Here is a 21,388-nt window from a genome sequence, read left to right on the forward strand (position 1 = left end):
TGAATGTGAAGTGAGTCTCTGCCAGGTCAAGGGAGGAGGTCTTGGGGCCAGGGGTACTGGGTGGATCTGCGCAGACTACGGAGTGCGTCCGAAGATCCACTGCCGGCGGTCACTTAGGAGCGAAGGCTTTCCTGAGCTTCTTAGTGAACGGCCAGGCAGTTAGCAGAGGAGAAACGCAGTAGCAAGCAGATCCACCCAGTACCCCTGGCCCCAAGACCTCCTCCCTTGACCGTCCGTCTGCGACACTCCGCTCGCCGACTATTTTATCTCGAACTTTACATACACAAAACTATCATTTAACACAATTCCGCAATATCCTCGATCAGTCTTTCGGACTCCTCCCATCCCAGGCAGGGATCTGTAATGGATTTCCCATACACCTGGTCTTTTCCGATTTTCTGACAGCCTGGTTCAATATAGCTTTCGATCATAACTCCCTTTACAAGATTCTTAATATCGGCAGAAGATTTTCTGCTGTGAAGAACCTCTTTAACAATACGTATCTGTTGTTCGTACTGCTTGTTGGAGTTTGAATGGTTGGCATCTACAATGGCAGCAGGATACTGGAGATCTCTTTCCCCGTACATTTCCAGAAGCAGCTGAAGATCCTCATAGTGATAGTTGGGAATGGCATTTCCGTGTTTGTTTACAGAACCTCTCAGGATGGTATGAGCCAGGGGATTGCCGGAGGTTTTTACTTCCCAGCCCCGGTAGATGAAATCGTGGCCGTGCTGTGCTGCCACAACAGAATTAAGCATCACAGAATAGTCTCCGCTGGTGGGGTTTTTCATTCCGGCAGGTACGTCCATGCCGCTGACTGTGAGGCGGTGCTGCTGGTCCTCTACGGAGCGGGCGCCGATAGCTACGTATGAAAGGATATCTGAAAGATAGCGCCAGTTTTCCGGATAAAGCATCTCATCTGCTGAAGTCAGGCCTGTTTCCTCTATAGAACGCATGTGCATTCTTCGGATCGCCAGGATGCCGGCCAGCATATCAGGTTTTGCACCAGGATCTGGCTGGTGTACCATGCCCTTGTAGCCCTCTCCTGTGGTACGGGGCTTGTTGGTATAAATGCGGGGAACGATAACCACTCTGTCGGCTACCTTTTCCTGCATTTTAGCCAGACGGGAGGTGTAATCGCAGACCGCATCCTCGTTGTCCGCAGAACAGGGACCTATGATCACCAGAAATTTATCGGATTCCCCGGTGATTACTTTGCGGATCATATCATCTCTCTGTGCTTTTACCTGAGCCATTTTTTCCGTCATTGGATATTGCTCCCTGATCTCATTGGGGGTGGGGAGCTTTTTTATAAATTCAAAACTCATAGATATATTCTCCTTTGTGTGTATACAATATCGCCAAAACGATTATAATACATTCAAATTCAAATGTCGATATATTTCCGCAAAAAGAAAAGACTTAATCCGGATATGGCAAGTTCACTTACCAGCAGTCCCCATAAATACCCCTGGATTCCGTAGATGGGAATAACAAATAGAACAAAAAGGATGCGGATGACCAGCCCGATTGTATTTTGGATAAAAGAAAGCGTGGTATTTCCCAAGCCGTTTAGGATGCTGGTCAGGGTAGTGGAAAGGTAAAGGCAGGGACAGATAAAGGATAAAGTTTTGATAAATGTCCCCGCAAATTCATTTTTAAACAGAAGTATGCCCAGTGTATCCCCCAGAAAAAAGAAAAATCCGGTGGAGACAAATCCTAAGATCAGACAGTACTTTATTGTCATCCCTATGGTTTTACTGATGGCTGCATGGTTTTCTTTCGCCTGTTCTTCCGCGATTGCAGGCAGAAGCATTACAGAAACAGAATTTGTGATGGCGGAGGGAAACAGGATCAGAGGGAGTGACATACCCGTAAGAATGCCGTAAATACTAAGTGCGGACGTATTGTCCAGACCAAAAAGCCGAAGTCTGCCGGGGATTAAGATAGACTCCACACTGTTGAGGAGATTAATCAGCAGCCGGTTTCCCGTGAGTGGGACGGCAAGCGTGACAATCTCTTTTAAATGGTGAAAGGGTGCTGTCATTTTTGAAAGCTGGTAGGATGCCTTGTTAAAATCCCAGAGGATAAACAGAACAGCAGCAAGCATAGAGACCAGTTCTCCTCCAAGGATACCGATGACAGCTATCATAGGCGTGAGAGCCCGCCCGTCCCTCAGAAGAACCAGATAAAACAGGTAGGATGCCGCTACACGGGCACATTGCTCCAGCAGCTGCGTGGCGGCAGGAATCCCTGTACTTTTTCTGGCGTAGTAATATCCGTTCACACAGGAGTGGAAGGTGCCGAAGGGAACACTTAAAGCCATAAGCTGCAGCAAAGAGACACATCTCTCCTCTCCCAGAAGCCGGACGGCGATAAAGGGGCTGTTGTGATATACAAGCCAGGACATAAAAAGAGACAGAAGCACAGAGAGAAATGTACCTATAAAGAATATATCTCTGGCACCCTGTTCATCCTTTAAAGCTATTCTGGCAGCGACAAAACGAGAGATGGCGGTTTGGATACCGCCTACAGCCACCGCAAAACAAATAGAGTGAATGGGAAAAATCAGCTGATAGATTCCCATTCCCTCTGCACCAATTGTCTGTGATAAGAATATTCTATAGAAGAATCCTATGATCCGGCTTAAGAAACCGGTGAGCGTAAGAATGATTGTGCCTCGCAGCAGGAATTGTTTATTGTTCATAGATGACGACCTATCTTCTTTTCATAAATATATTCCTGAAAGTATCTTGACAGAACCTGGGAATCGTGCTAATCTACAATTGAAATCAGAGTAAAACAATCGGAATTAAATAAGTAGGAATTAAATAAGTATGATTTAAAGCAGAAATTAAAAAGAGGGTGTACAAATGAAATTATCTACGAAAGGAAGGTATGGCCTTCGGGCTTTGATCGATCTGGCTTTATACAGTGAGAATGAGGCAGTATCCATTCAAAGCATAGCGGACCGCCAGAGCATATCCTACAGCTATCTGGAACAGCTGGTGGGAAAGCTCAGAAAGGCCGGACTGGTGAGCAGTGTGAGAGGCGCTCAGGGCGGTTATATGCTGGCAAAGCCTGCAGAAGAAATCTCGGTAGGGGATGTTTTAAGGGCTTTGGAAGGTAACCTGGAAGCAGTTACCTGCCCGGGCAATCAGGAAAACAGCTCCTGTGAGGGTGCGGATCTCTGTGTTACCAGGTACGTGTGGCAGAGAATTAATGACAGTATTAAAGATGCGGTAGATACAATCATGCTGGATCAGCTGGTAGAGGAAAGCCGGAAGATTCGGGGCAAAGGGCAGGTAAGCGCTCAAATATGTGAGAATTAGGAGATGGGACAATGGGAAAAATGATATATTTGGATAATGCAGCAACAACAAAAACGGCACCGGAGGTAGTAGAGGCAATGCTGCCATACTTCTCTGAAAATTACGGAAATCCTTCGAGTATCTATGAAATTGCAGGAAAAAGCAAAGAGGCTATTACAGAAGCAAGAGAAAAGATAGCCAAGGTTTTGGGAGCCGACTCCAGGGATATTTATTTTACAGCCGGAGGAAGCGAATCAGATAACTGGGCGTTAAAAGCTGCGTTTGAAGCTTACAGCAGCAAAGGCAATCATATTATAACTACAAAAATTGAACACCATGCCATACTGCATACCTGCGAGTACCTGGAGAAACGGGGAGCAAGAATCACATATCTGGATGTGGATGAGAATGGCATAGTAAAGATGGAGGAGCTGGAGAAGGCGATAACTCCGGAGACTATATTGATTTCTATTATGTTTGCCAACAATGAAATTGGTTCTATTCAGCCGGTCCGTGAGATTGGAATGCTTGCCAGGGAGCATGGAATCCTTTTTCACACAGATGCGGTACAGGCATTCGGACAGGTGCCCATAGATGTAGATGCACTGAACATTGACATGTTAAGCTCCAGCGCCCATAAGATTAACGGACCCAAAGGAATTGGATTCCTCTATATCCGCAAGGGAGTTAAGATACGCTCCTTCATCCATGGAGGTGCCCAGGAGAGAAAACGCAGGGCCGGGACCGAAAACGTACCGGGTATTGTGGGATACGGTGTAGCCGCTGCGCGGGCTGCACAGACGATGGAAGAAAGGACAGGAAAAGAAGCAGAACTTCGGGATTACATGATACGCAGGATTCTGGCCGAAGTGCCTTATACCCGTCTGAACGGAGATCCGAAGAAACGTCTGCCCAATAATATAAATATCAGTTTTCAGTTTATTGAAGGAGAGTCCCTTTTGATTATGCTGGATATGGAAGGGATTGCAGCGTCCAGCGGTTCTGCCTGTACGTCCGGTTCCCTGGATCCGTCCCATGTGCTTCTGGCCATCGGGCTGCCCCATGAAATTGCCCATGGTTCCCTTAGACTGACGCTAAGTGAGGAGACAACAAAGGAAGATGCAGACTTTGTAATAGAAAAAATCAAAGAAATTGTAGCCCGGTTAAGAAGTATGTCGCCTTTATATGAAGATCACATGAAAAAACTTGCAAAAGCATCCGGGAAATGAGATAAAATAATGATGGAATAACGGAGGAAAATAATATGTATAGTGAAAAAGTAATGGACCATTTCGAACATCCAAGAAATGTAGGAGAAATTGAAAACGCCAGCGGTGTAGGTACCGTGGGGAACGCAAAGTGCGGAGATATTATGAGAATGTACCTGGATATTGATGATAAAGGGGTTATCAATGAATGTAAATTCAAAACATTCGGCTGCGGGGCGGCAGTGGCCACCAGCAGCATGGCCACAGAGCTGGTGAAGGGAAAAACCATCCAGGAGGCATTAGAGGTTACGAATAAAGCGGTAATGGAGGCTCTTGACGGTCTTCCCCCTGTAAAAGTACACTGTTCCCTGTTGGCAGAAGAAGCCATCCATGCAGCCCTCTGGGATTATGCAGAAAAAAATCATATTAAAATCGAGGGATTGGAAAAACCAAAAACCGATATTTCTGAGGAGGAAGAAGAGGAAGAGTATTAATGAACAGAAAAAAAGTGGTAGTGGGCATGTCAGGAGGGGTGGATTCTTCTGTGGCTGCCTGGCTTCTGAAAGAGCAGGGATATGAGGTGATTGGGGTAACCATGCAGATCTGGCAGGATGAGGAGGAAGCCGCACTGGAGGAAAACGGAGGCTGCTGCGGTTTAAGTGCTGTGGATGATGCCCGAAGGGTGGCTCAGGTTCTGGATATTCCATACTACGTCATGAATTTCAAAGCAGAATTCAAGGATAAGGTTATGGATTATTTTGTCGCTGAATACCTGCGGGGAAGAACTCCCAACCCATGTATTGCCTGCAACCGGTATGTAAAGTGGGAATCCCTTCTGAAGAGAAGCCTTGATATCGGTGCGGACTATATTGCCACAGGCCACTATGCCCAGATTGCCAGGCTGAAGAACGGAAGATATACCCTGAAGACTTCAGCGACAGCTGCAAAGGACCAGACGTACGCCTTGTACAATCTGACACAGGAACAGCTGTCCCGAACCCTGATGCCGATTGGAGCCTATACCAAAGAGGAGATTCGGGAGATGGCCAAGCAGCTGGCCCTTCCGGTGGCTAATAAGCCGGACAGCCAGGAGATCTGTTTTGTTCCGGACAATGATTATGCCAAATTTATTGAAGATAACACGGAGAAAAAAATTGAGGAAGGTAATTTTGTGACAACCTCGGGTGAGGTGGTAGGGCGTCACAGAGGAATTACCCACTATACCATCGGGCAGAGAAAAGGTCTGAATCTTTCTATGGGACATCCCGTATTTGTTCTCGAGATACGGCCCGACACCAACGAGGTAGTGATTGGGAACAGTGAGGAGGTCTTTGCCAGCCGTCTGACCTGCTGCAATCTGAACTTTATGGCTATGGAGGAACTGAAGGCAGGTGAGGAAAAAGAAGTGACAGCTAAGATTCGGTATAACCATAAGGGGTCTCCCTGCATCATCCAAAGAACGGGTGAGGATGAAATTACCTGTTCCTTTCCCACCCCTCAGAGGGCGATTACGCCAGGGCAGGCGGTTGTGTTTTATGAGAATGAATATGTGGCAGGCGGGGGAACAATTTGCTGATAAAAAGGAGTGAGTTTAACCATAAAAAATGGTTAAAAATCACTCCTTTTTCTTTAAAAATCACTCTAATTTTATGAATTTTGGCTCCCTTTTTTCAAAAACTGTGTAGTAATGATATCCGCAGTTTTTCAGAATTTCGGCCCCTTTATCAAAAGCAAACGCAATGTGTTCGGGACTGTGAGCATCAGAGCCAAGGGTTATGATTTCTCCCCCTAATTCCCGGTATCTGACAAGGATTTCTTCGGTGGGGTGGGGATGTCCAAGGCCATATTTAAAACCGGCAGTATTGCACTCAAGGCCGATCCCTTTTTCCACTAAAGCTTTCAGTAATTCATCAATAATTTCCCTATACTTATGGTAATTATAATCTCTGTTTTTGTTGGGACCATACCGTACTATGTAGTCCAGATGACCATAAATATCCATCTCAGAGAAAGCAGAAACATTGTCCAAACTGGTTTGGAAATAATCATAATAGGCTGCTTTTTCGTCTCTGTTTTGAAAGAGATCAGGGAAATAGGGATCCATATGGTTCACAAGATGGGAAGAGCCGATGACAAAGTCAAAGGGGTATTCCCTGAGATAATTGTGGTATGCTTCAGCAAGGTGAGGCTGAAGACCCAGCTCGATCCCAAAATAAAGGGTAATTTGCTCTTTATATTGTTCCTTTAGTTTTAAAAATTTGCACAAATATTCCCTGGTATTTACTTCAAAATTGATGCCAATCTCAGGATAATCAAGGTCATAGTGTTCGGTAAAACACATAATCTTTAGGCCCATTTCTATACCTTTTTCGATCATATTTTCCATTGGAGCATCAGAATCACCTGAAAAGTTTGTGTGTAAATGATAGTCTGAGTACATAAAATTCTCCTTTTTAACCAATAAATTACGTGATTTTATTATAACATTCTTTCCATTAAATAAGAATAAAAATTTAAATTATGCTTGAATTTTTTCCATATATTATGTAGAATACTCTGTAGGTTGATGTTTCTTTAACAATCTGAGAAACTCAAAAATTTTTAGTACCAATAGGAGGAATAAATAACATGGCAGTAAAAGTAGCAATTAATGGTTTTGGACGTATTGGACGTCTTGCATTCAGACAGATGTTCGGGGCAGAAGGATTTGAAGTAGTAGCTATTAATGACTTAACATCTCCTACAATGTTAGCCCATTTACTGAAATATGACTCAACACAGGGAAGATACGCACTTGGAGATACAGTAACAGCAGGAGATGATTCCATCACCGTTGACGGAAAAGAAATCAAAATCTACGCAAAAGCAGATGCTGCAGAGCTTCCTTGGGGAGAAATCGGTGTAGATGTTGTTCTGGAATGTACTGGATTCTATACATCCAAAGCAAAAGCAGAAGCTCACTTAAAAGCAGGCGCCAAGAAAGTTGTTATCTCTGCTCCTGCCGGCAACGATCTTCCTACCATCGTTTACAATGTAAACCATGATACTCTGACAAAAGATGATCACATCATTTCAGCAGCTTCCTGTACAACAAACTGCCTGGCTCCAATGGCAAAAGCATTAAATGACCTTGCTCCTATTAAATCCGGTATTATGTGTACCATCCACGCTTACACAGGCGATCAGATGACTCTGGACGGACCTCAGAGAAAAGGTGACTTGAGAAGATCCCGTGCAGCAGCAGTGAATATTGTTCCTAACAGCACAGGCGCTGCTAAGGCAATCGGCCTGGTTATTCCTGAACTGAACGGTAAATTAATCGGTTCCGCACAGCGTGTTCCTACACCAACAGGTTCTACAACTATTTTAACAGCTGTTGTAGACGGCAATGTAACTGTTGAGCAGATCAACGCAGCTATGAAAGCAGCAGCAGATGAATCCTTCGGTTACAATGAAGACGAAATCGTATCCAGCGATATCATTGGCATGAGATTCGGTTCTCTGTTCGATGCAACACAGACTATGGTTCTGCCGTTGGATAACGGAACCACAGAGGTTCAGGTTATTTCCTGGTACGACAATGAAAATTCTTATACAAGCCAGATGGTAAGAACAATCAAATATTTTGGTAAATTGTTAGAGAAATAATTAAGAAGAATAAAGACTCATATAAGGGTCCGGTCTATTATGGACCGGACCTTTTTGTCTATATACACTTAATCATAGGAGGAATACATGTAATGCTTAATAAAAAATCAGTGGATGACATTAATGTGAAAGGCAAAAAAGTCCTGGTTCGCTGTGACTTTAACGTGCCTTTACAGGAAGGCAGAATAACAGATGAGAATCGTCTGGTGGCAGCCCTGCCAACCATCAAGAAATTGATTGCCGACGGTGGAAAAGTGATTCTCTGCTCACATCTGGGCAAACCAAAGGGAGAACCTAAGCCGGAACTCTCTCTGGCACCGGTTGCAAAGCGTCTCACAGAGTTACTGGGACAGGAAGTAAAATTTGCAGCAGATCCTGAAGTGGTGGGACCTAACGCAAGAGCAGCGGCAGAATCTATGAAGGACGGAGATGTAATCTTACTGGAGAACACCCGTTACCGCGCAGAGGAAACGAAAAACGGAGAAACCTTCAGCAAAGATCTGGCTTCTCTGTGTGACATATTTGTCAATGATGCATTCGGAACTGCCCACAGAGCTCACTGCTCAAATGTAGGTGTGACGCAGTTTGTTGACACTGCAGTGGTAGGATATCTGATGCAGAAAGAAATTGACTTTTTGGGCAACGCAGTCAACAATCCCGAGAGACCATTTGTGGCAATCCTGGGCGGAGCTAAGGTATCCAGCAAGATTTCTGTTATTGACAATCTGTTAGATAAGGTAGATACTCTGATTATCGGCGGCGGAATGTCTTATACATTCTCCAAAGCCATGGGAGGAAAAATCGGTACATCTCTCTGTGAGGACGACTACCTGCAGTATGCTCTGGATATGATGAAAAAGGCAGAAGATAAGGGAGTAAAACTTTTACTTCCTGTTGACAATCTCATTGGGGATGCATTTTCAAATGACTGCAATATCAAGGTGGCTCCCAAAGGTGAGATTCCGGATGGATGGGAAGGTATGGATATCGGACCTGAGACGGAAAAGATTTTCTGTGATGCTGTGAAAGATGCGAAGACAGTAGTATGGAACGGACCTATGGGCTGCTTTGAAATGCCGAACTTTGCACATGGTACGGAAGCAGTGGCAAAAGCATTGGCAGATACGGATGCTACTACGATCATTGGCGGCGGAGATTCTGCGGCAGCAGTAAATATTCTGGGTTATGGCGACAAAATGACTCATATTTCTACTGGCGGCGGTGCTTCCCTGGAATTCCTTGAAGGCAAGGAGCTTCCTGGTGTGGCAGCAGCAAACGATAAATAATTATAAAAGAAAAAGAAAGAAGGTATCCCATTATGGCAAGAAGAAAAATTGTAGCCGGCAACTGGAAAATGAATATGACTCCCAGCGAGGCGGTAGAGCTGGTGAATACATTAAAACCTCTGGTAGAAAGCGAAGAGGTTGATGTGGTGTTCTGTGTACCGGCAATTGATATTATCCCGGTAGTGGAAGCTACAAAAGGCACCAATATTCAGGTTGGAGCTGAGAATATGTATTATGAGGAAAAAGGTGCCTATACGGGAGAAATTTCCCCGAATATGCTCACAGATGCAGGCGTAAAATACGTTGTATTAGGCCATTCTGAGAGAAGAGAATATTTCGCAGAGACCAGCGAGACAGTAAACAAAAAGATGCTGAAAGCGTTTGAGCATGGAATTACACCCATTATGTGCTGTGGTGAGACTCTGGAACAGAGAGAGCAGGGAGTGACTATGGACTTTATCCGTCAGCAGGTTAAGGTAGGGTTCCTGGGAGTAACAGCAGATCAGGCTAAGACAGCAGTCATTGCCTACGAGCCAATCTGGGCAATCGGAACTGGAAAGACTGCTACTACCGAACAGGCCCAGGAAGTATGCGCAGGAATCCGCGCATGCATCGCCGAAATCTATGACGAAGCCACCGCAGAAGCTATCCGCATTCAGTACGGCGGATCAGTAAATGCCAAGACCGCACCGGAATTGTTTGCACAGGCTGACATCGACGGAGGATTAGTGGGAGGCGCTTCTTTGAAGGCTGAGTTTGGACAGATTGTAAATTACAAATAGTATTTGTGAAAGAAGGGACTGCTGTGGGGCGGTCCCTTTTGTTATTAAATTGGGAATTAGTGTTGTAGCGCTTGGATTTCGGCTCAAGGTGATTCAGGACGGCAGGTTTGGATGGCGGGGGGACGGTGAGAGAAATCCCGCGGCAGCGGGCTGGCTGGTTCGGACAGGAGGAAGGCTTAAGTTCCGGGGACACCTCCGTCGTGAAGAGAGTCTAAGACAAAACCGGAATCCCCGCCGGAGCACCGTTCGTATGTGCAAAGAATGCTTGATGTGCATTCTCTGCCCATGCTCACTTTTTTTCGGCTTGGACTGCCGAAAAAATCTCCAGCGTGAATCCCGGTTTTGCCTAAGACTCTCTACTCACTCCTCCGGAATCGTCCCCGGAACTTAAGCCTTCCTCCTGTCCGAACCAGCCAGCCCACCACCGCAGGATTCCTCTCACCTGGGTAAGGGGAAGTTCCGGGGGGGGGCGCTATTTATCCAAAACATCAAGCGGACAATAGTGCGAAATAAGAGGAAAAGTGTACAACTCTCAACCTTTCCCCCGTTTTCCGTGAATGTGAAGTGAGTCTCTGCCAGGTCAAGGGAGGAGGTCTTGGGGCCAGGGGTACTGTGTGGATCTGCTTGCTACTGCGTTTCTCCTTAGCTAACTGCCTGGCCGTTCACTAAGAAGCTCAGGAAAGCCTTCGCTCCTAAGTGACCGCCGGCAGTGGATCTTCGGACGCACTCCGTAGTCTGTGCAGATCCACACAGTACCCCTGGCCCCAAGACCTCCTCCCTTGACCGTCCGTCTGCAACCCTCCGCTCCCCGACTATTTCACCTCGAGCTTCACATACACAAAACTATAATTCAAACACAAACCTGGCGATCTCATCCACCGCATCATTCGCTGTCTTAAAATTCGACATCTGGAACACGTGCCACATTCCCTTATACAAATCCAGCCTTGCAGAAACGCCCTGCTTTATAAGCTGCTTGTGCAGCCTGACGGAGTCACTTAGGAGGATCTCATTATTTCCCACCTGAATATAAACCGGGGGGAAATCTGTGAAGTCTCCGAACAGAGGGGAGACAAGGGGATTCTCAAAGTTTTCTTCGGTAGTATAAGAGTAGCGGGCCCTGTCCATATATTCATGATCCAGAATGGGATCTAATGCTTCCTTGGTGACATGGGATTTGCCGGAGGTGGTGAGATCGGTCCAGGGGGACATGAGAACAAAGGCTCCCGGCAGAAAGCGTTCCTCTTCCTTTAATTTCAGGCCCAGGGAGAGGGCCAGATTACCTCCTGCGGAATCCCCCATGACTATGATATCTTTGCTTCCGTAGCCCAGCATCATCAGATAATCCCAGATTTTGACCACATCGTGTAATGCGGCCGGAAAGGGAAACTCGGGAGCCAGACGGTAATCAAAGCTGATAACATCCATGGAGGTGGCCATGGCTATTTTGGTGGTAAGTATTCTTGCGTAGTGGAGACTGCCGGTAATATAGCCGCCTCCGTGGCAGTACAGGATAACTTTCTGGGTACTGTGAGGGCGGTTTACACTCACAATTTCCACAGGGACTGAGTCAATGGTCAGATTGGTATATGCGGCCTCTTTGCTTCTGGTTCCCAGAATCTTGCCTATGCTGTCCTGGGACTGGCGGTTTTTATCCAGGTCATCCGTTACCACAAGACTGTGAACGGCTTTGATAAGTTTCATAAAATTCTGGTTGCTTTTGCTCATAAATGGCATGGATAGAGGTGTCCTCTCTTTCGATATTTTCTATATAGTAACATTAACGGCCAAAGAGAGCAAGGAGAAGAAAGCTCTTCTTCCCCTTGTAATATGGCTTCTGAACCTCTATAATAAAAAGAACCCATAAGAGGTGAGAAGCTAATGAATAAAAAAGAAACCTGGTACAAGCTGGATCTGTCGGCTAATGTGTACCCAACTTTACAGAAACGTAAATTTTCATCGTTATTCCGAATCTCTGTTGCCCTGAAAGAGGATGTAGATCCAGTGCTTCTGCAGAAAGCACTGGATGTAACTCTGCCCAGATTTCCAAGCATGAAGGTGGCCATGAGAAAAGGTCTCTTTTGGAGATATCTGGAACCCAATACCAATCCTGCGCCAAAAGTACAGCCAGACATTCAAAATCCCTGTATGCCTATCCGGATTAAGAGCAAAGACCGGTACCTGTTCAGAGTATATTATTTCAAAAATCAGATATCACTTGAGGTTTTCCATTCTCTTGCAGACGGTAATGGGGGACTCTGCTTCCTGAAAACAATGACAGCGGTATATCTCAGGATGAAAGGATATGAGATACCGGACGGAGAGGGTGTTCTGAATATAGAAGAACAGCCGGATCCGGAGGAGCTGGAGGATGCGTATATTAAATATGCGAACTCCAGGGTGCCGTCCAAGCGAAGCCAGGGGAATGCTTATCGGATACATGGGACACAGGAACCTTTTTATACGCTGAATATTATAAAGGGCACTATGGACGTCACTAACCTCAAGGCAGTGGCCAAGGGCTATCAGGTGACAATCACGGAATATCTGAATGCGGTACTGCTATATGCCCTTCTGGAGAAACAGAGGGCGGACAGGGTATGGAAAGAGAAGCCGGTAAAGATTGCCATGCCTGTTAATCTCAGAAATTTCTTTCCTTCCAGGACTATGAGAAATTTTATAACTATGCTGTACCCTGGGATTGATCCCCGCCTGGGAGAATATACCTTTGAAGAGATAGTAAAGCAGGTGCATCATTTTATGCAGTATTATATCAACCCTAAATTTCTGAATGCAGATATCACTAAGAATGCCAATACGCAGCAGAGCATCTGGATCCGTATGGTTCCTCTGCTGATAAAGGATCTTATTGTGCGCCAGTTTTATATTAAAGTACAGAATAAACAGTCCTCTGCAGGCCTTACGAATCTAGGCATCGCTAAAGTGCCCGGTGATATGGAAAAGTATATTGAGGGCTTTGATGTGCTGATGGGGCAGCCATTTTCATCCAGGACCAACTGTGCCATTGTCAGCTATCAGGGAGTGACATCTGTCAATTTTGCAAGCTCAATTATTGAGGCAGACGTGGAACGATATTTTTTTCGGAAACTAGTAAAAGACGGAATTCATGTAAAGATTCAATCAAACAGGAGGTGAGACTATGGCATACTGCGTGAATTGTGGTGTGGAGCTGGAGGCTTCGCTGGAGAAGTGTCCCCTGTGTAATACTCCGGTATATCATCCGGTAAAAGAAGAAAAGAGCAAACCTGCTTCCCCCTATCCTGGGATTCGGGGTGAGGTTGCCAGGGTAAAGCGGACGGACCTTGCAATACTCATTACCGTAATATTAACCTGTACGGCTCTGGGCTGCGGCCTTCTAAACTTATTTATATTTCAGATGAATGCCTGGTCTTTGTATATTATCGGACTGTGTGTGGTGTTCTGGATCTTCTTTATACCCGCCATGATATACCGAAAACTTCCCTTTTTCCTCATGCTCCTCTTTGACGGAGCTGCGGTTGCCATGTACTGCGGAATCATCGCGTATCTGTTTGACGGGGGAGAGTGGTATCGTCTGATTGCCCTTCCTATTATAATAATCGGTGTGGTGCTTATCATGGCGGTGAATCTCTGCTATCGTTTTCTCTCCAGATCTATTCTGTTTATGGCTTTGGCGGTAGTACTTGCCCTGGGGATTTTTTGTGTGGGGATCGATGCCAGTATTAAGAACTTTATTACAGGGGCTCCGGGCATAACCTGGTCAGCCATTGTTATGACATGCAGCCTGATCATTGCGGTAACTCTGTTTACCATCATGAGGATTAGCCGGCTGCGGGAGGAAGTGCGCAGAAGAATGCATATTTAGCTTGTATTTTGGAGGAAAAGCCGATATAATTAATGGTTGTGAATAATTATAAAATATAATGTATAAAAAGGTGCAGGAGGTATTAGCTATGAAGAAGAAGTTAGTAGTATTAATGGCAGCTGTGATGATGGTATCACTGGCAGCATGCGGTAATTCAGGAAGCAGTGATTCAAAGAAAGAGGATACTGCAAAAGAAGAAACTAAGGGTGGATCCGGTGACAAGCTGATTGTAGGAACAGAGGCCGGATTTGCTCCCTATGAATATATGAAGGGAACAGAAGTTGTCGGTATAGACATGGATATTGCCAAAGCTATTGCCGATGATATGGGAAAAGAGCTGGAGATTAAAAACATGGACTTTGATGGCGCCCTGGCAGCGGTACAGAGCGGTAAAGTAGACATGGTTGCCGCCGGTGTTTCCATTGATGAAGAGAGAAAACAGGTGATGGATTTCTCCGATGAATATGTGGATAACACAGAGGTGGTTGTGGTAAACAAAGAAAATCCGGGTATTACACCTGCAGGCGGTGAAGTGGCCGGCACAGACCTGGAAGGAAAAATCGTAGGTGTGCAGCAGGGAAACATTGCTGATATCTGGGTAGCCAATAAAGACAATGCCAATCCCAAGGAAATCAAACGTTACTCTAAGTTCGCACAGGCAGTAGAAGATTTAAAGAATGGAAAAATTGACGGGATTATCATTGATCAGTATCCTGCGGAAGAGATGGTTGCTTCCAACGATACGCTCACTATTCTGAACGGTACATTATTTGAGGATAAATATGCTATTGCTGTGAAAAAAGGAAATCAGGAATTGCTGGATCAGATCAACAAAGTGATCAAACAGTTAAAAGATGACGGAAAGATAGAAGAGTTTACAGCAAATCATGTAGGTAATTAAAGATGGGGTTTTTTGAGAATTTTCAGTCTGCTCTATATCAGGCCTTGATACAGGATGACAGGTATCTGCTGTACGTAAATGGTATTGTAAAAACCATAGAGATCTCTCTGCTTGCGATTATTATCGGTATTGCCATTGGACTTGTGATCGCTGTATGTAAGGTGGCCAGTTCAAACAATAAGCATCTGAAGTGGCTGAATATCATATGTAATCTCTATATAACGATTATCAGGGGAACCCCTGTGATGGTACAGCTGCTGATTATTTATAACCTGATATTTACCTCGAGAAATACCAATGAGGTGGTGGTTGGAGCCATTTGTTTTGGGATTAACTCGGGAGCTTATGTAGCTGAGATAATACGTGCCGGTATCGAGTCCATTGACATCGGCCAGATGGAGGCCGGCCGGTGTCTGGGCCTGAATTATATAAAGACCATGCGCTATATTATTATTCCCCAGGCTATAAAAAATATTCTGCCGGCTTTGGGCAATGAGTTTATTGTATTGATTAAAGAAACCTCTGTGGCAGGTATGATTGCTGTTACAGAGCTTACGAAGGCCGCACAGCTGGTGGGAAATATGTCATACCGCATCCTGCCTCCGCTGTTCATCGCTGCTGTCTGCTATCTGATTATGGTACTGGGGCTGACAAAGCTGCTGAATGTTATGGAAAGGAGGCTGGCTCAGAGTGATAGAGGTTAAAAATCTTCAGAAATCTTTCGGGGATCACGTGGTACTTAACGGCATAGACCAGAAGATAGAAAAGGGAGAGAAAGTTGTAGTCATCGGTCCCTCGGGGTCCGGAAAATCTACCTTCCTGCGCTGCCTGAACCGGCTGGAGGAGCCCACTGGGGGAGAGATCTGGTTTGAGGGCAATAACATAACAGATCCTTCCTGCAGCATTGACAAGCTCCGCCAGAAGATGGGTATGGTATTTCAGCAGTTTAATCTGTTTCCCCATCTCACTGTAATGCAGAATCTTACCCTGGCTCCTACCAAACTGGGACTTATGAACCAGGGAGAGGCCGACAAAAAAGCAAAGGAACTCCTGGAACGTGTGGGACTTCCGGAAAAGGCAGATACTTACCCCAATATGCTGTCAGGAGGACAGAAGCAGAGGATTGCTATTGCCAGAGCACTGGTGATGAATCCTGATGTCATGCTTTTTGACGAACCTACCTCAGCTTTAGATCCGGAGATGGTTGGTGAGGTATTAAGTCTCATGAAAGAACTGGCTATGGAAGGAATGACAATGGTAGTGGTAACCCATGAGATGGGATTTGCCAAAGAAGTGGCCACCAGGGTGCTGTTTATTGATGAAGGTAAGGTAAAAGAAGAGAATAATCCGGTGGATTTTTTTGAACATCCGGAGAATCCCCGCCTGCAGGAATTCCTTTCCAAGGTTCTGTAGGAACAAGACGAACATGTGAAGCAAAATGAGGAGAACAAAAATGAAAAAACCAACTGTTTTAATGATACTCGATGGATATGGACTGAACGATAACTGTGAAGCCAACGCGGTGTGCGAGGGAAAAACTCCGGTGATGGATCAGCTGATGTCTCAGTGTCCCTTTGTAAAGGGAAACGCAAGCGGGATGGCAGTGGGACTTCCGGAAGGCCAGATGGGAAATTCCGAGGTGGGTCACCTGAATATGGGTGCAGGGCGTATTGTATATCAGGAACTCACCAGAATCACCAAAGAAATTCAGGACGGAGATTTCTTTCACAACGAGGCTCTCTTAAAAGCAGTCAAAAATGCAAAAGAAAAGGATACAGCTCTTCATTTTATGGGATTGTTGTCTGACGGCGGTGTCCACAGCCATAATACACATTTGTACGGTCTTCTGGAGCTGGCCAAAAGGGAAGGGGTAGAGAAGGTATACGTTCACTGCTTCCTGGACGGCCGTGATACACCTCCGTCTTCCGGAAAAGGCTATGTAGAAGAACTGCAGGCCAAGATGGAGGAGATTGGTGTGGGCCAGATTGCCACGGTTATGGGACGTTATTATGCTATGGACCGGGATAACCGGTGGGACAGGGTGGAAAAGGCTTATGCCGCTATGACAAAAGGAGAAGGAGAAAAGGCAGCCTGCGGAGCATGCGGGGTACAGGCCTCCTATGACAAAGGCAAAACCGATGAGTTTGTGCTCCCCACAGTGGTGGAAAAGGACGGAGTCCCTGTGGCATCCATGCAGGACGGAGATTCCGTGATCTTCTTTAACTTCCGTCCGGACAGAGCCAGAGAGATTACAAGAGCTTTTGCAGATGATGACTTCCAGGGCTTCTCCCGGGAGAAAAAGCTGGATCTTGTGTTTATCTGCTTTACTGAGTATGACGCTACCATTCAGAATGTGGGAGTAGCCTTTCACAAAGTGTCCATAGAGAATACCTTCGGACAGTTCCTGGCTTCCCACCATATGACCCAGGCGCGTATCGCTGAGACAGAGAAATATGCTCATGTAACCTTTTTCTTTAACGGGGGAATTGAAGAACCCAACCAGGGGGAGGACAGAATCCTTGTGAAGTCCCCTAAAGTTGCAACCTATGACTTAAAACCTGAGATGAGTGCCTTTGAGGTTTGTGATAAATTGGTAGAGGCTATTGAGGCAGATAAATACGATGTTATTATTATTAACTTCGCCAATCCGGATATGGTAGGCCACACAGGAATTGAAGCGGCAGCAGTGAAAGCTGTGGAAGCAGTTGACCAGTGTGTGGGCCGTGCAGTAGAGGCAGTGAAGAAAGTGGGCGGCCAGATGTTTATCTGTGCGGACCACGGCAACGCGGAACAGCTGGTAGATTATAAGACAGGGGAACCATTTACAGCCCATACCGTTAATCCGGTTCCGTTTATCCTGGTGAATGCAGATCCTTCCTATGGTTTGAGAGAAGGGGGCTGTCTGGCTGATATCGCGCCCACACTCATTGAACTTATGGGAATGGAGCAGCCAAAAGAGATGACAGGCAAATCTCTTCTGATTGGGAAATAAATCTTAGGATTTTATAAAAATTCTTGACAAATCCGTAAAGAAATGATAAATTATTATCAAGCAAATAAAAGGGAGTAGCCGAACACCGAAAGGTGGGTTTGAAACCGTCACCCGGTACTGAGAAGTACCCGTATCAAATGAGATGTGCAAGACTTTTATTGTGGCAGTGATGTCATGATAGGAGTCTTTTTTTATTACATAGGAAACTTCGTTCCTTATGTAATAAAAAACCTCCGGGAGATCACACTGTGGCGGAAAGGAAGATGCTGTTAGCGACAGCCCGCCGCAGGCGGAGACTGCGCTTTCGCGCAATCATTCTTATATCATCTGCCACAAACAAAAACCTTGCAGTTGCCGAGAGGCAGGAAAGGAGTTTATATGTATAGGACAGGAAATCAAAATGAGATCCAAGAGGCAAAGACAGCCGGCAGACAGGCTTTGGAAGCGCTGGAGGAAGCAGAGGATTTTCTTCAGAGTGCCAGAAATATGGGCATCTGGGATATGCTGGGAGGAGGACTTCTGGCAGATATTATGAAGCATTCCAGGCTGGACAAGGCAACCAGATGTTTGGAGGCAGCAAGGGAACAGGTAGAGGACGGCATTATTATGGTTCGGACCGTACTAGAGGATTTGGAACAGATGGAGCATAGAATAAATATAGCAGAATAGGAGGGATAGTATATGGGATGTCTTGGAAATTTACTTTGGTTTATCTGCGGGGGATTTTTAAGCGGACTTTCCTGGCTTTTCCTGGGGTGTCTGTGGTGCATTACAATTATTGGAATACCCATTGGGAAACAGTGCTTTAAATTTGCAGAGCTCAGTTTTTTCCCCTTTGGCAAAGAGGTGAGCTACGGCGGAGGGGCCGGATCTCTGCTCCTCAATATTATCTGGCTCATTGTGACAGGGGTACCAATGGCTTTGGAGTCTCTGGTTTTGGGAGCAGTTCTCTGCGTTACCATTGTGGGGATTCCCTTCGGAATCCAGCATTTTAAGATTGCTAAGCTGGCTCTTCTGCCGTTTGGCGCTGAGATACATTAATAGATAAGAGAAAATGGAGGGCATTATGAAACTAATACTGGAACAAATAGAAAAGAAATTCGACAAAAAAGAAGTGCTGCGGGGGGCTGGTTTTACCTTTGAAAAGGGAAAAATCTATGGACTTCTGGGACGAAACGGTGCGGGAAAGACCACACTGTTCAACTGTATCAATGAGGATATTGAAATTGACGGGGGGAGCTTTTATATTGAGGAGGAGGGAATTAAAAGACCGATTATCTCAGAGGATATCGGATATGTGCTTTCTACGCCTGTGGTACCTGAGTTTCTCACAGGCAGAGAGTTTTTAAGGTTTTTCGTAGAGATCAACGGACAGAAGATGAAAGAAGCTAAAAGTCTGGATGAGTATTTTGACTTTATGAAGATAGAGGAAGAGGACAGGGATAAGCTGATGAAAGACTATTCCCACGGCATGAAGAATAAAATGCAGATGTTGGTGAATATCATAGGCAGTCCCGCCATTCTCTTGTTGGATGAACCACTGACGTCCTTTGATGTAGTTGTGGCAGATGAGATGAAAAAGATGCTGAAGGAGATAAAAAAGGATCACATTCTTATCTTTTCAACTCACATCATGGAGCTGGCTCTGGATTTGTGTGATGAGATTGTGATTCTAAACCAAGGAATTTTGGAAGAGATTCCTAAGGAAAATCTGGATAATGAAGAGTTCAAAGACAAAATTATTGATACCTTAAGGGGAGAAGAAGGATGAAAACACTTTTATTGTCGTTCCGCCTGAGCAATACATATGGGGCGAATACCTGGATCTACAGGCTTCGCCGCCTGCCGCTGATTAAGAAACTAATCCCTGCAAGCCTGTATGGCTGCGGGGGGCTGAAAAAGTTCGCTTATATTTTGTATGTTATCCTGAAAACTATATTTGCCTTTGGCGGTAAATTTTTGTATCTGGGACTAATGATTTTACTGCCTCTAAGTATCCTGCCGGGAGATAAGACAGGAAACTTTGTAAATATTTTCTTTTTCCTTACAGCAATGGGAGCATTTACAAACACGGAACTGTTTAATCCCACAAAAGCCAAGTACTATACGGTTGTACTTATGCGGACCGATGCAAAAAGCTATGCTCTTTCCAGCCTTTGGTGGTTCCTGGCTAAGAATATTGTGACCTGGATACCCGTGGTTCTGACCCTGGGCAGACAGGCAGGTATCCCTCTGGGCGTCTGCCTTCTGGTTCCTGCTGTGATGACGGAATGGAAGCTTGTGGGCAGCGCACTGATGCTGAAGTATTTTGACAGAACCGGCCGTGAGGTATCAGAAAATAATTTGAAGCTTTTCTTCAGTGTGACCGGGGCAGGGCTTTTGCTGGGGTATGGTCTCCCCTGGGTGCATGCAGGTCTCCCTGTGCAGGGCTTTTATCTGGCAGCGGTCCTCCTGATTCCGTGTGCGGTATGTTCCCTGAGATTTCTTATTAAGAGCAGAAGCTACAAAAGGCTTTATAAAAAAATACTGAATCTTAATGGCCTTATTTTCGGGGTACAGGAAAACGCAGCTGCCACACAGCAGAGAGCCTATCTCTCCAAAATTTCTTCAGAGGAAGTCCGAACAGGAAATAAAAAAGGATACGATTACTTCAATGAACTGTTTATACAAAGACACAGGAAGATTCTTACCCATTCAGCCAGAAAAACAGCATATATACTTGTGATAATTCTGGCCGGAATGCTCCTTCTTTCACAGGTCAATCACAAAGCTTCCCGGGGCATTAATGAGGTGATGCTTAATTTTCTCCCTTATTTTATTTTTGTGATGTATCTGGTGAATAAGGGGGCGGTGGTAACACAGGCTATGTTTATGAACTGTGATCACAGTATGCTGGCATACCGGTTCTACCGGCAGCCGGATGCTGTTCTTAAGCTTTTTAAAGCACGGCTGCTAACACTGATTAAGATTAATATGATACCTGCGGCGGTGATTGCCTGCGGTCTGCCGCTTCTCCTCTTTATCACAGGAGGGACAGATAATCCTCTGAATTATGGGCTGCTGTTTGTATCTGTCCTGGCTATGGCGGTATTTTTTTCCGTACATCACCTGGTGATCTATTATCTGCTCCAGCCCTACAACGTGAATATGGAGGCGAAAAGCAGTACGTATTCTATTGTAAACGGGGCAACATATTTTTTGTGTTATATGTGCATTAAAATTCAGGCTCCAACCATCATATTTGCAAGTCTGACGATTCTTTTTTCTGCGCTTTATATCGGTGCCGCATTGTTTTTGGTTTATCGGTATGCACCGGTCAGATTTCGCCTCAAACAATAATTTTATATACATTATGACCGGCAATTTGGTAAATAATAAAAATACAGAATAAAAAA

The 21,388-nt window shown here is 45.3% G+C and carries 21 protein-coding genes; 17 read left to right on the forward strand and 4 right to left on the reverse strand.

All coding sequences use genetic code 11. From position 1 onward, the window contains the following. Positions 1–296: 296 nt before the first annotated feature. Positions 297–1,328 carry a 3-deoxy-7-phosphoheptulonate synthase gene (locus tag GKG41_RS19675; protein WP_154261543.1) on the reverse strand — a complete coding sequence of 344 codons (1,032 nt, stop codon included), beginning with the start codon at positions 1,326–1,328 and terminating at the stop codon, positions 297–299. A gap of 59 nt (positions 1,329–1,387) precedes the next feature. After that, positions 1,388–2,707 carry a polysaccharide biosynthesis protein gene (locus GKG41_RS19680; RefSeq protein ID WP_154261544.1) on the reverse strand — a complete coding sequence of 440 codons (1,320 nt, stop codon included), beginning with the start codon at positions 2,705–2,707 and terminating at the stop codon, positions 1,388–1,390. Between the two features lie 166 nt (positions 2,708–2,873). Between GKG41_RS19680 and GKG41_RS19685 the strand changes: the two genes are divergently transcribed. The 4 genes from GKG41_RS19685 to mnmA are packed head-to-tail and all read left to right on the forward strand — an operon-like array spanning position 2,874 to position 6,095. Further along, a complete protein-coding gene (locus GKG41_RS19685) occupies positions 2,874–3,332 on the forward strand; it encodes an Rrf2 family transcriptional regulator (protein ID WP_154261545.1) in 459 nt (152 codons plus the stop codon). 11 nt (positions 3,333–3,343) lie between these two features. Further along, positions 3,344–4,540 (forward strand): cysteine desulfurase NifS, encoded by a 1,197-nt coding sequence (gene nifS, locus GKG41_RS19690; protein ID WP_154261546.1) that lies wholly within the window; start codon positions 3,344–3,346, stop codon positions 4,538–4,540. A gap of 35 nt (positions 4,541–4,575) precedes the next feature. Beyond that, on the forward strand, positions 4,576–5,013 hold the full coding sequence (gene nifU, locus GKG41_RS19695) for a Fe-S cluster assembly scaffold protein NifU (RefSeq protein ID WP_154261547.1): 438 nt from the start codon (positions 4,576–4,578) through the stop codon (positions 5,011–5,013). Further along, complete coding sequence (mnmA, locus tag GKG41_RS19700) at positions 5,013–6,095, forward strand: tRNA 2-thiouridine(34) synthase MnmA (protein WP_154261548.1); 1,083 nt, start codon at positions 5,013–5,015, stop codon at positions 6,093–6,095. Before nifU ends, mnmA begins: the two co-directional genes overlap by 1 nt. 60 nt (positions 6,096–6,155) lie before the next feature. Here mnmA and GKG41_RS19705 read toward each other — a convergent pair whose 3' ends face one another. After that, the gene (locus tag GKG41_RS19705; RefSeq protein WP_154261549.1) at positions 6,156–6,959 is read right to left on the reverse strand and encodes a histidinol-phosphatase HisJ family protein; all 804 of its coding nucleotides are present in this window, start codon (positions 6,957–6,959) and stop codon (positions 6,156–6,158) included. A 188-nt stretch (positions 6,960–7,147) separates the two neighbouring features. Here GKG41_RS19705 and gap point away from each other — a divergent pair, with 188 nt between their 5' ends. The 3 genes from gap to tpiA all read left to right on the forward strand — a co-directional run bounded on the left by gap (position 7,148) and on the right by tpiA (position 10,235). Then, positions 7,148–8,167, forward strand: a complete 1,020-nt coding sequence (gene gap / locus GKG41_RS19710) for a type I glyceraldehyde-3-phosphate dehydrogenase (protein ID WP_154261550.1) — start codon at positions 7,148–7,150, stop codon at positions 8,165–8,167. Positions 8,168–8,259: 92 nt separating this feature from the next. Next, positions 8,260–9,453, forward strand: a complete 1,194-nt coding sequence (locus GKG41_RS19715) for a phosphoglycerate kinase (RefSeq protein ID WP_154261551.1) — start codon at positions 8,260–8,262, stop codon at positions 9,451–9,453. Between the two features lie 32 nt (positions 9,454–9,485). Further along, positions 9,486–10,235: a triose-phosphate isomerase gene (gene tpiA / locus GKG41_RS19720; protein WP_154261552.1), complete on the forward strand. Its 750-nt coding sequence runs from the start codon at positions 9,486–9,488 to the stop codon at positions 10,233–10,235. A gap of 843 nt (positions 10,236–11,078) precedes the next feature. Here the strand turns inward: tpiA and GKG41_RS19725 are convergent. Beyond that, positions 11,079–11,972 (reverse strand): alpha/beta hydrolase, encoded by an 894-nt coding sequence (locus tag GKG41_RS19725; RefSeq protein WP_154261553.1) that lies wholly within the window; start codon positions 11,970–11,972, stop codon positions 11,079–11,081. Positions 11,973–12,116: 144 nt separating this feature from the next. Between GKG41_RS19725 and GKG41_RS19730 the strand changes: the two genes are divergently transcribed. The 10 genes from GKG41_RS19730 to GKG41_RS23650 all read left to right on the forward strand — a co-directional run bounded on the left by GKG41_RS19730 (position 12,117) and on the right by GKG41_RS23650 (position 21,332). After that, positions 12,117–13,391, forward strand: a complete 1,275-nt coding sequence (locus GKG41_RS19730; protein WP_154261554.1) for an alcohol acetyltransferase — start codon at positions 12,117–12,119, stop codon at positions 13,389–13,391. A 4-nt stretch (positions 13,392–13,395) separates the two neighbouring features. Then, positions 13,396–14,100, forward strand: a complete 705-nt coding sequence (locus GKG41_RS19735; protein WP_154261555.1) for a DUF6320 domain-containing protein — start codon at positions 13,396–13,398, stop codon at positions 14,098–14,100. Positions 14,101–14,188: 88 nt separating this feature from the next. Continuing rightward, entirely contained in the window at positions 14,189–15,001 is an 813-nt protein-coding gene (locus tag GKG41_RS19740; protein ID WP_154261556.1) for a transporter substrate-binding domain-containing protein, read from the forward strand. A 2-nt stretch (positions 15,002–15,003) separates the two neighbouring features. Then, positions 15,004–15,705 (forward strand): amino acid ABC transporter permease, encoded by a 702-nt coding sequence (locus GKG41_RS19745; protein ID WP_154261557.1) that lies wholly within the window; start codon positions 15,004–15,006, stop codon positions 15,703–15,705. After that, positions 15,692–16,414, forward strand: coding sequence for an amino acid ABC transporter ATP-binding protein (locus GKG41_RS19750; protein WP_072849898.1), 723 nt, complete (start codon positions 15,692–15,694; stop codon positions 16,412–16,414). Before GKG41_RS19745 ends, GKG41_RS19750 begins: the two co-directional genes overlap by 14 nt. Positions 16,415–16,454: 40 nt before the next feature. After that, positions 16,455–17,993, forward strand: coding sequence for a 2,3-bisphosphoglycerate-independent phosphoglycerate mutase (gene gpmI, locus GKG41_RS19755; protein ID WP_154261559.1), 1,539 nt, complete (start codon positions 16,455–16,457; stop codon positions 17,991–17,993). Between the two features lie 378 nt (positions 17,994–18,371). Beyond that, positions 18,372–18,662 carry a hypothetical protein gene (locus GKG41_RS19760; RefSeq protein WP_154261560.1) on the forward strand — a complete coding sequence of 97 codons (291 nt, stop codon included), beginning with the start codon at positions 18,372–18,374 and terminating at the stop codon, positions 18,660–18,662. A 12-nt stretch (positions 18,663–18,674) separates the two neighbouring features. Continuing rightward, complete coding sequence (locus tag GKG41_RS19765; RefSeq protein ID WP_154261561.1) at positions 18,675–19,034, forward strand: YccF domain-containing protein; 360 nt, start codon at positions 18,675–18,677, stop codon at positions 19,032–19,034. A gap of 25 nt (positions 19,035–19,059) precedes the next feature. Beyond that, on the forward strand, positions 19,060–19,764 hold the full coding sequence (locus GKG41_RS19770; RefSeq protein ID WP_154261562.1) for an ABC transporter ATP-binding protein: 705 nt from the start codon (positions 19,060–19,062) through the stop codon (positions 19,762–19,764). Next, positions 19,761–21,332: a hypothetical protein gene (locus GKG41_RS23650; protein ID WP_154261563.1), complete on the forward strand. Its 1,572-nt coding sequence runs from the start codon at positions 19,761–19,763 to the stop codon at positions 21,330–21,332. The genes GKG41_RS19770 and GKG41_RS23650 overlap by 4 nt, the downstream gene beginning before the upstream one ends. Positions 21,333–21,388: the final 56 nt, after the last annotated feature.

This window comes from Lactonifactor sp. BIOML-A5, from assembly GCF_009677585.1.
GTDB lineage: Bacteria > Bacillota > Clostridia > Lachnospirales > Lachnospiraceae > Lactonifactor.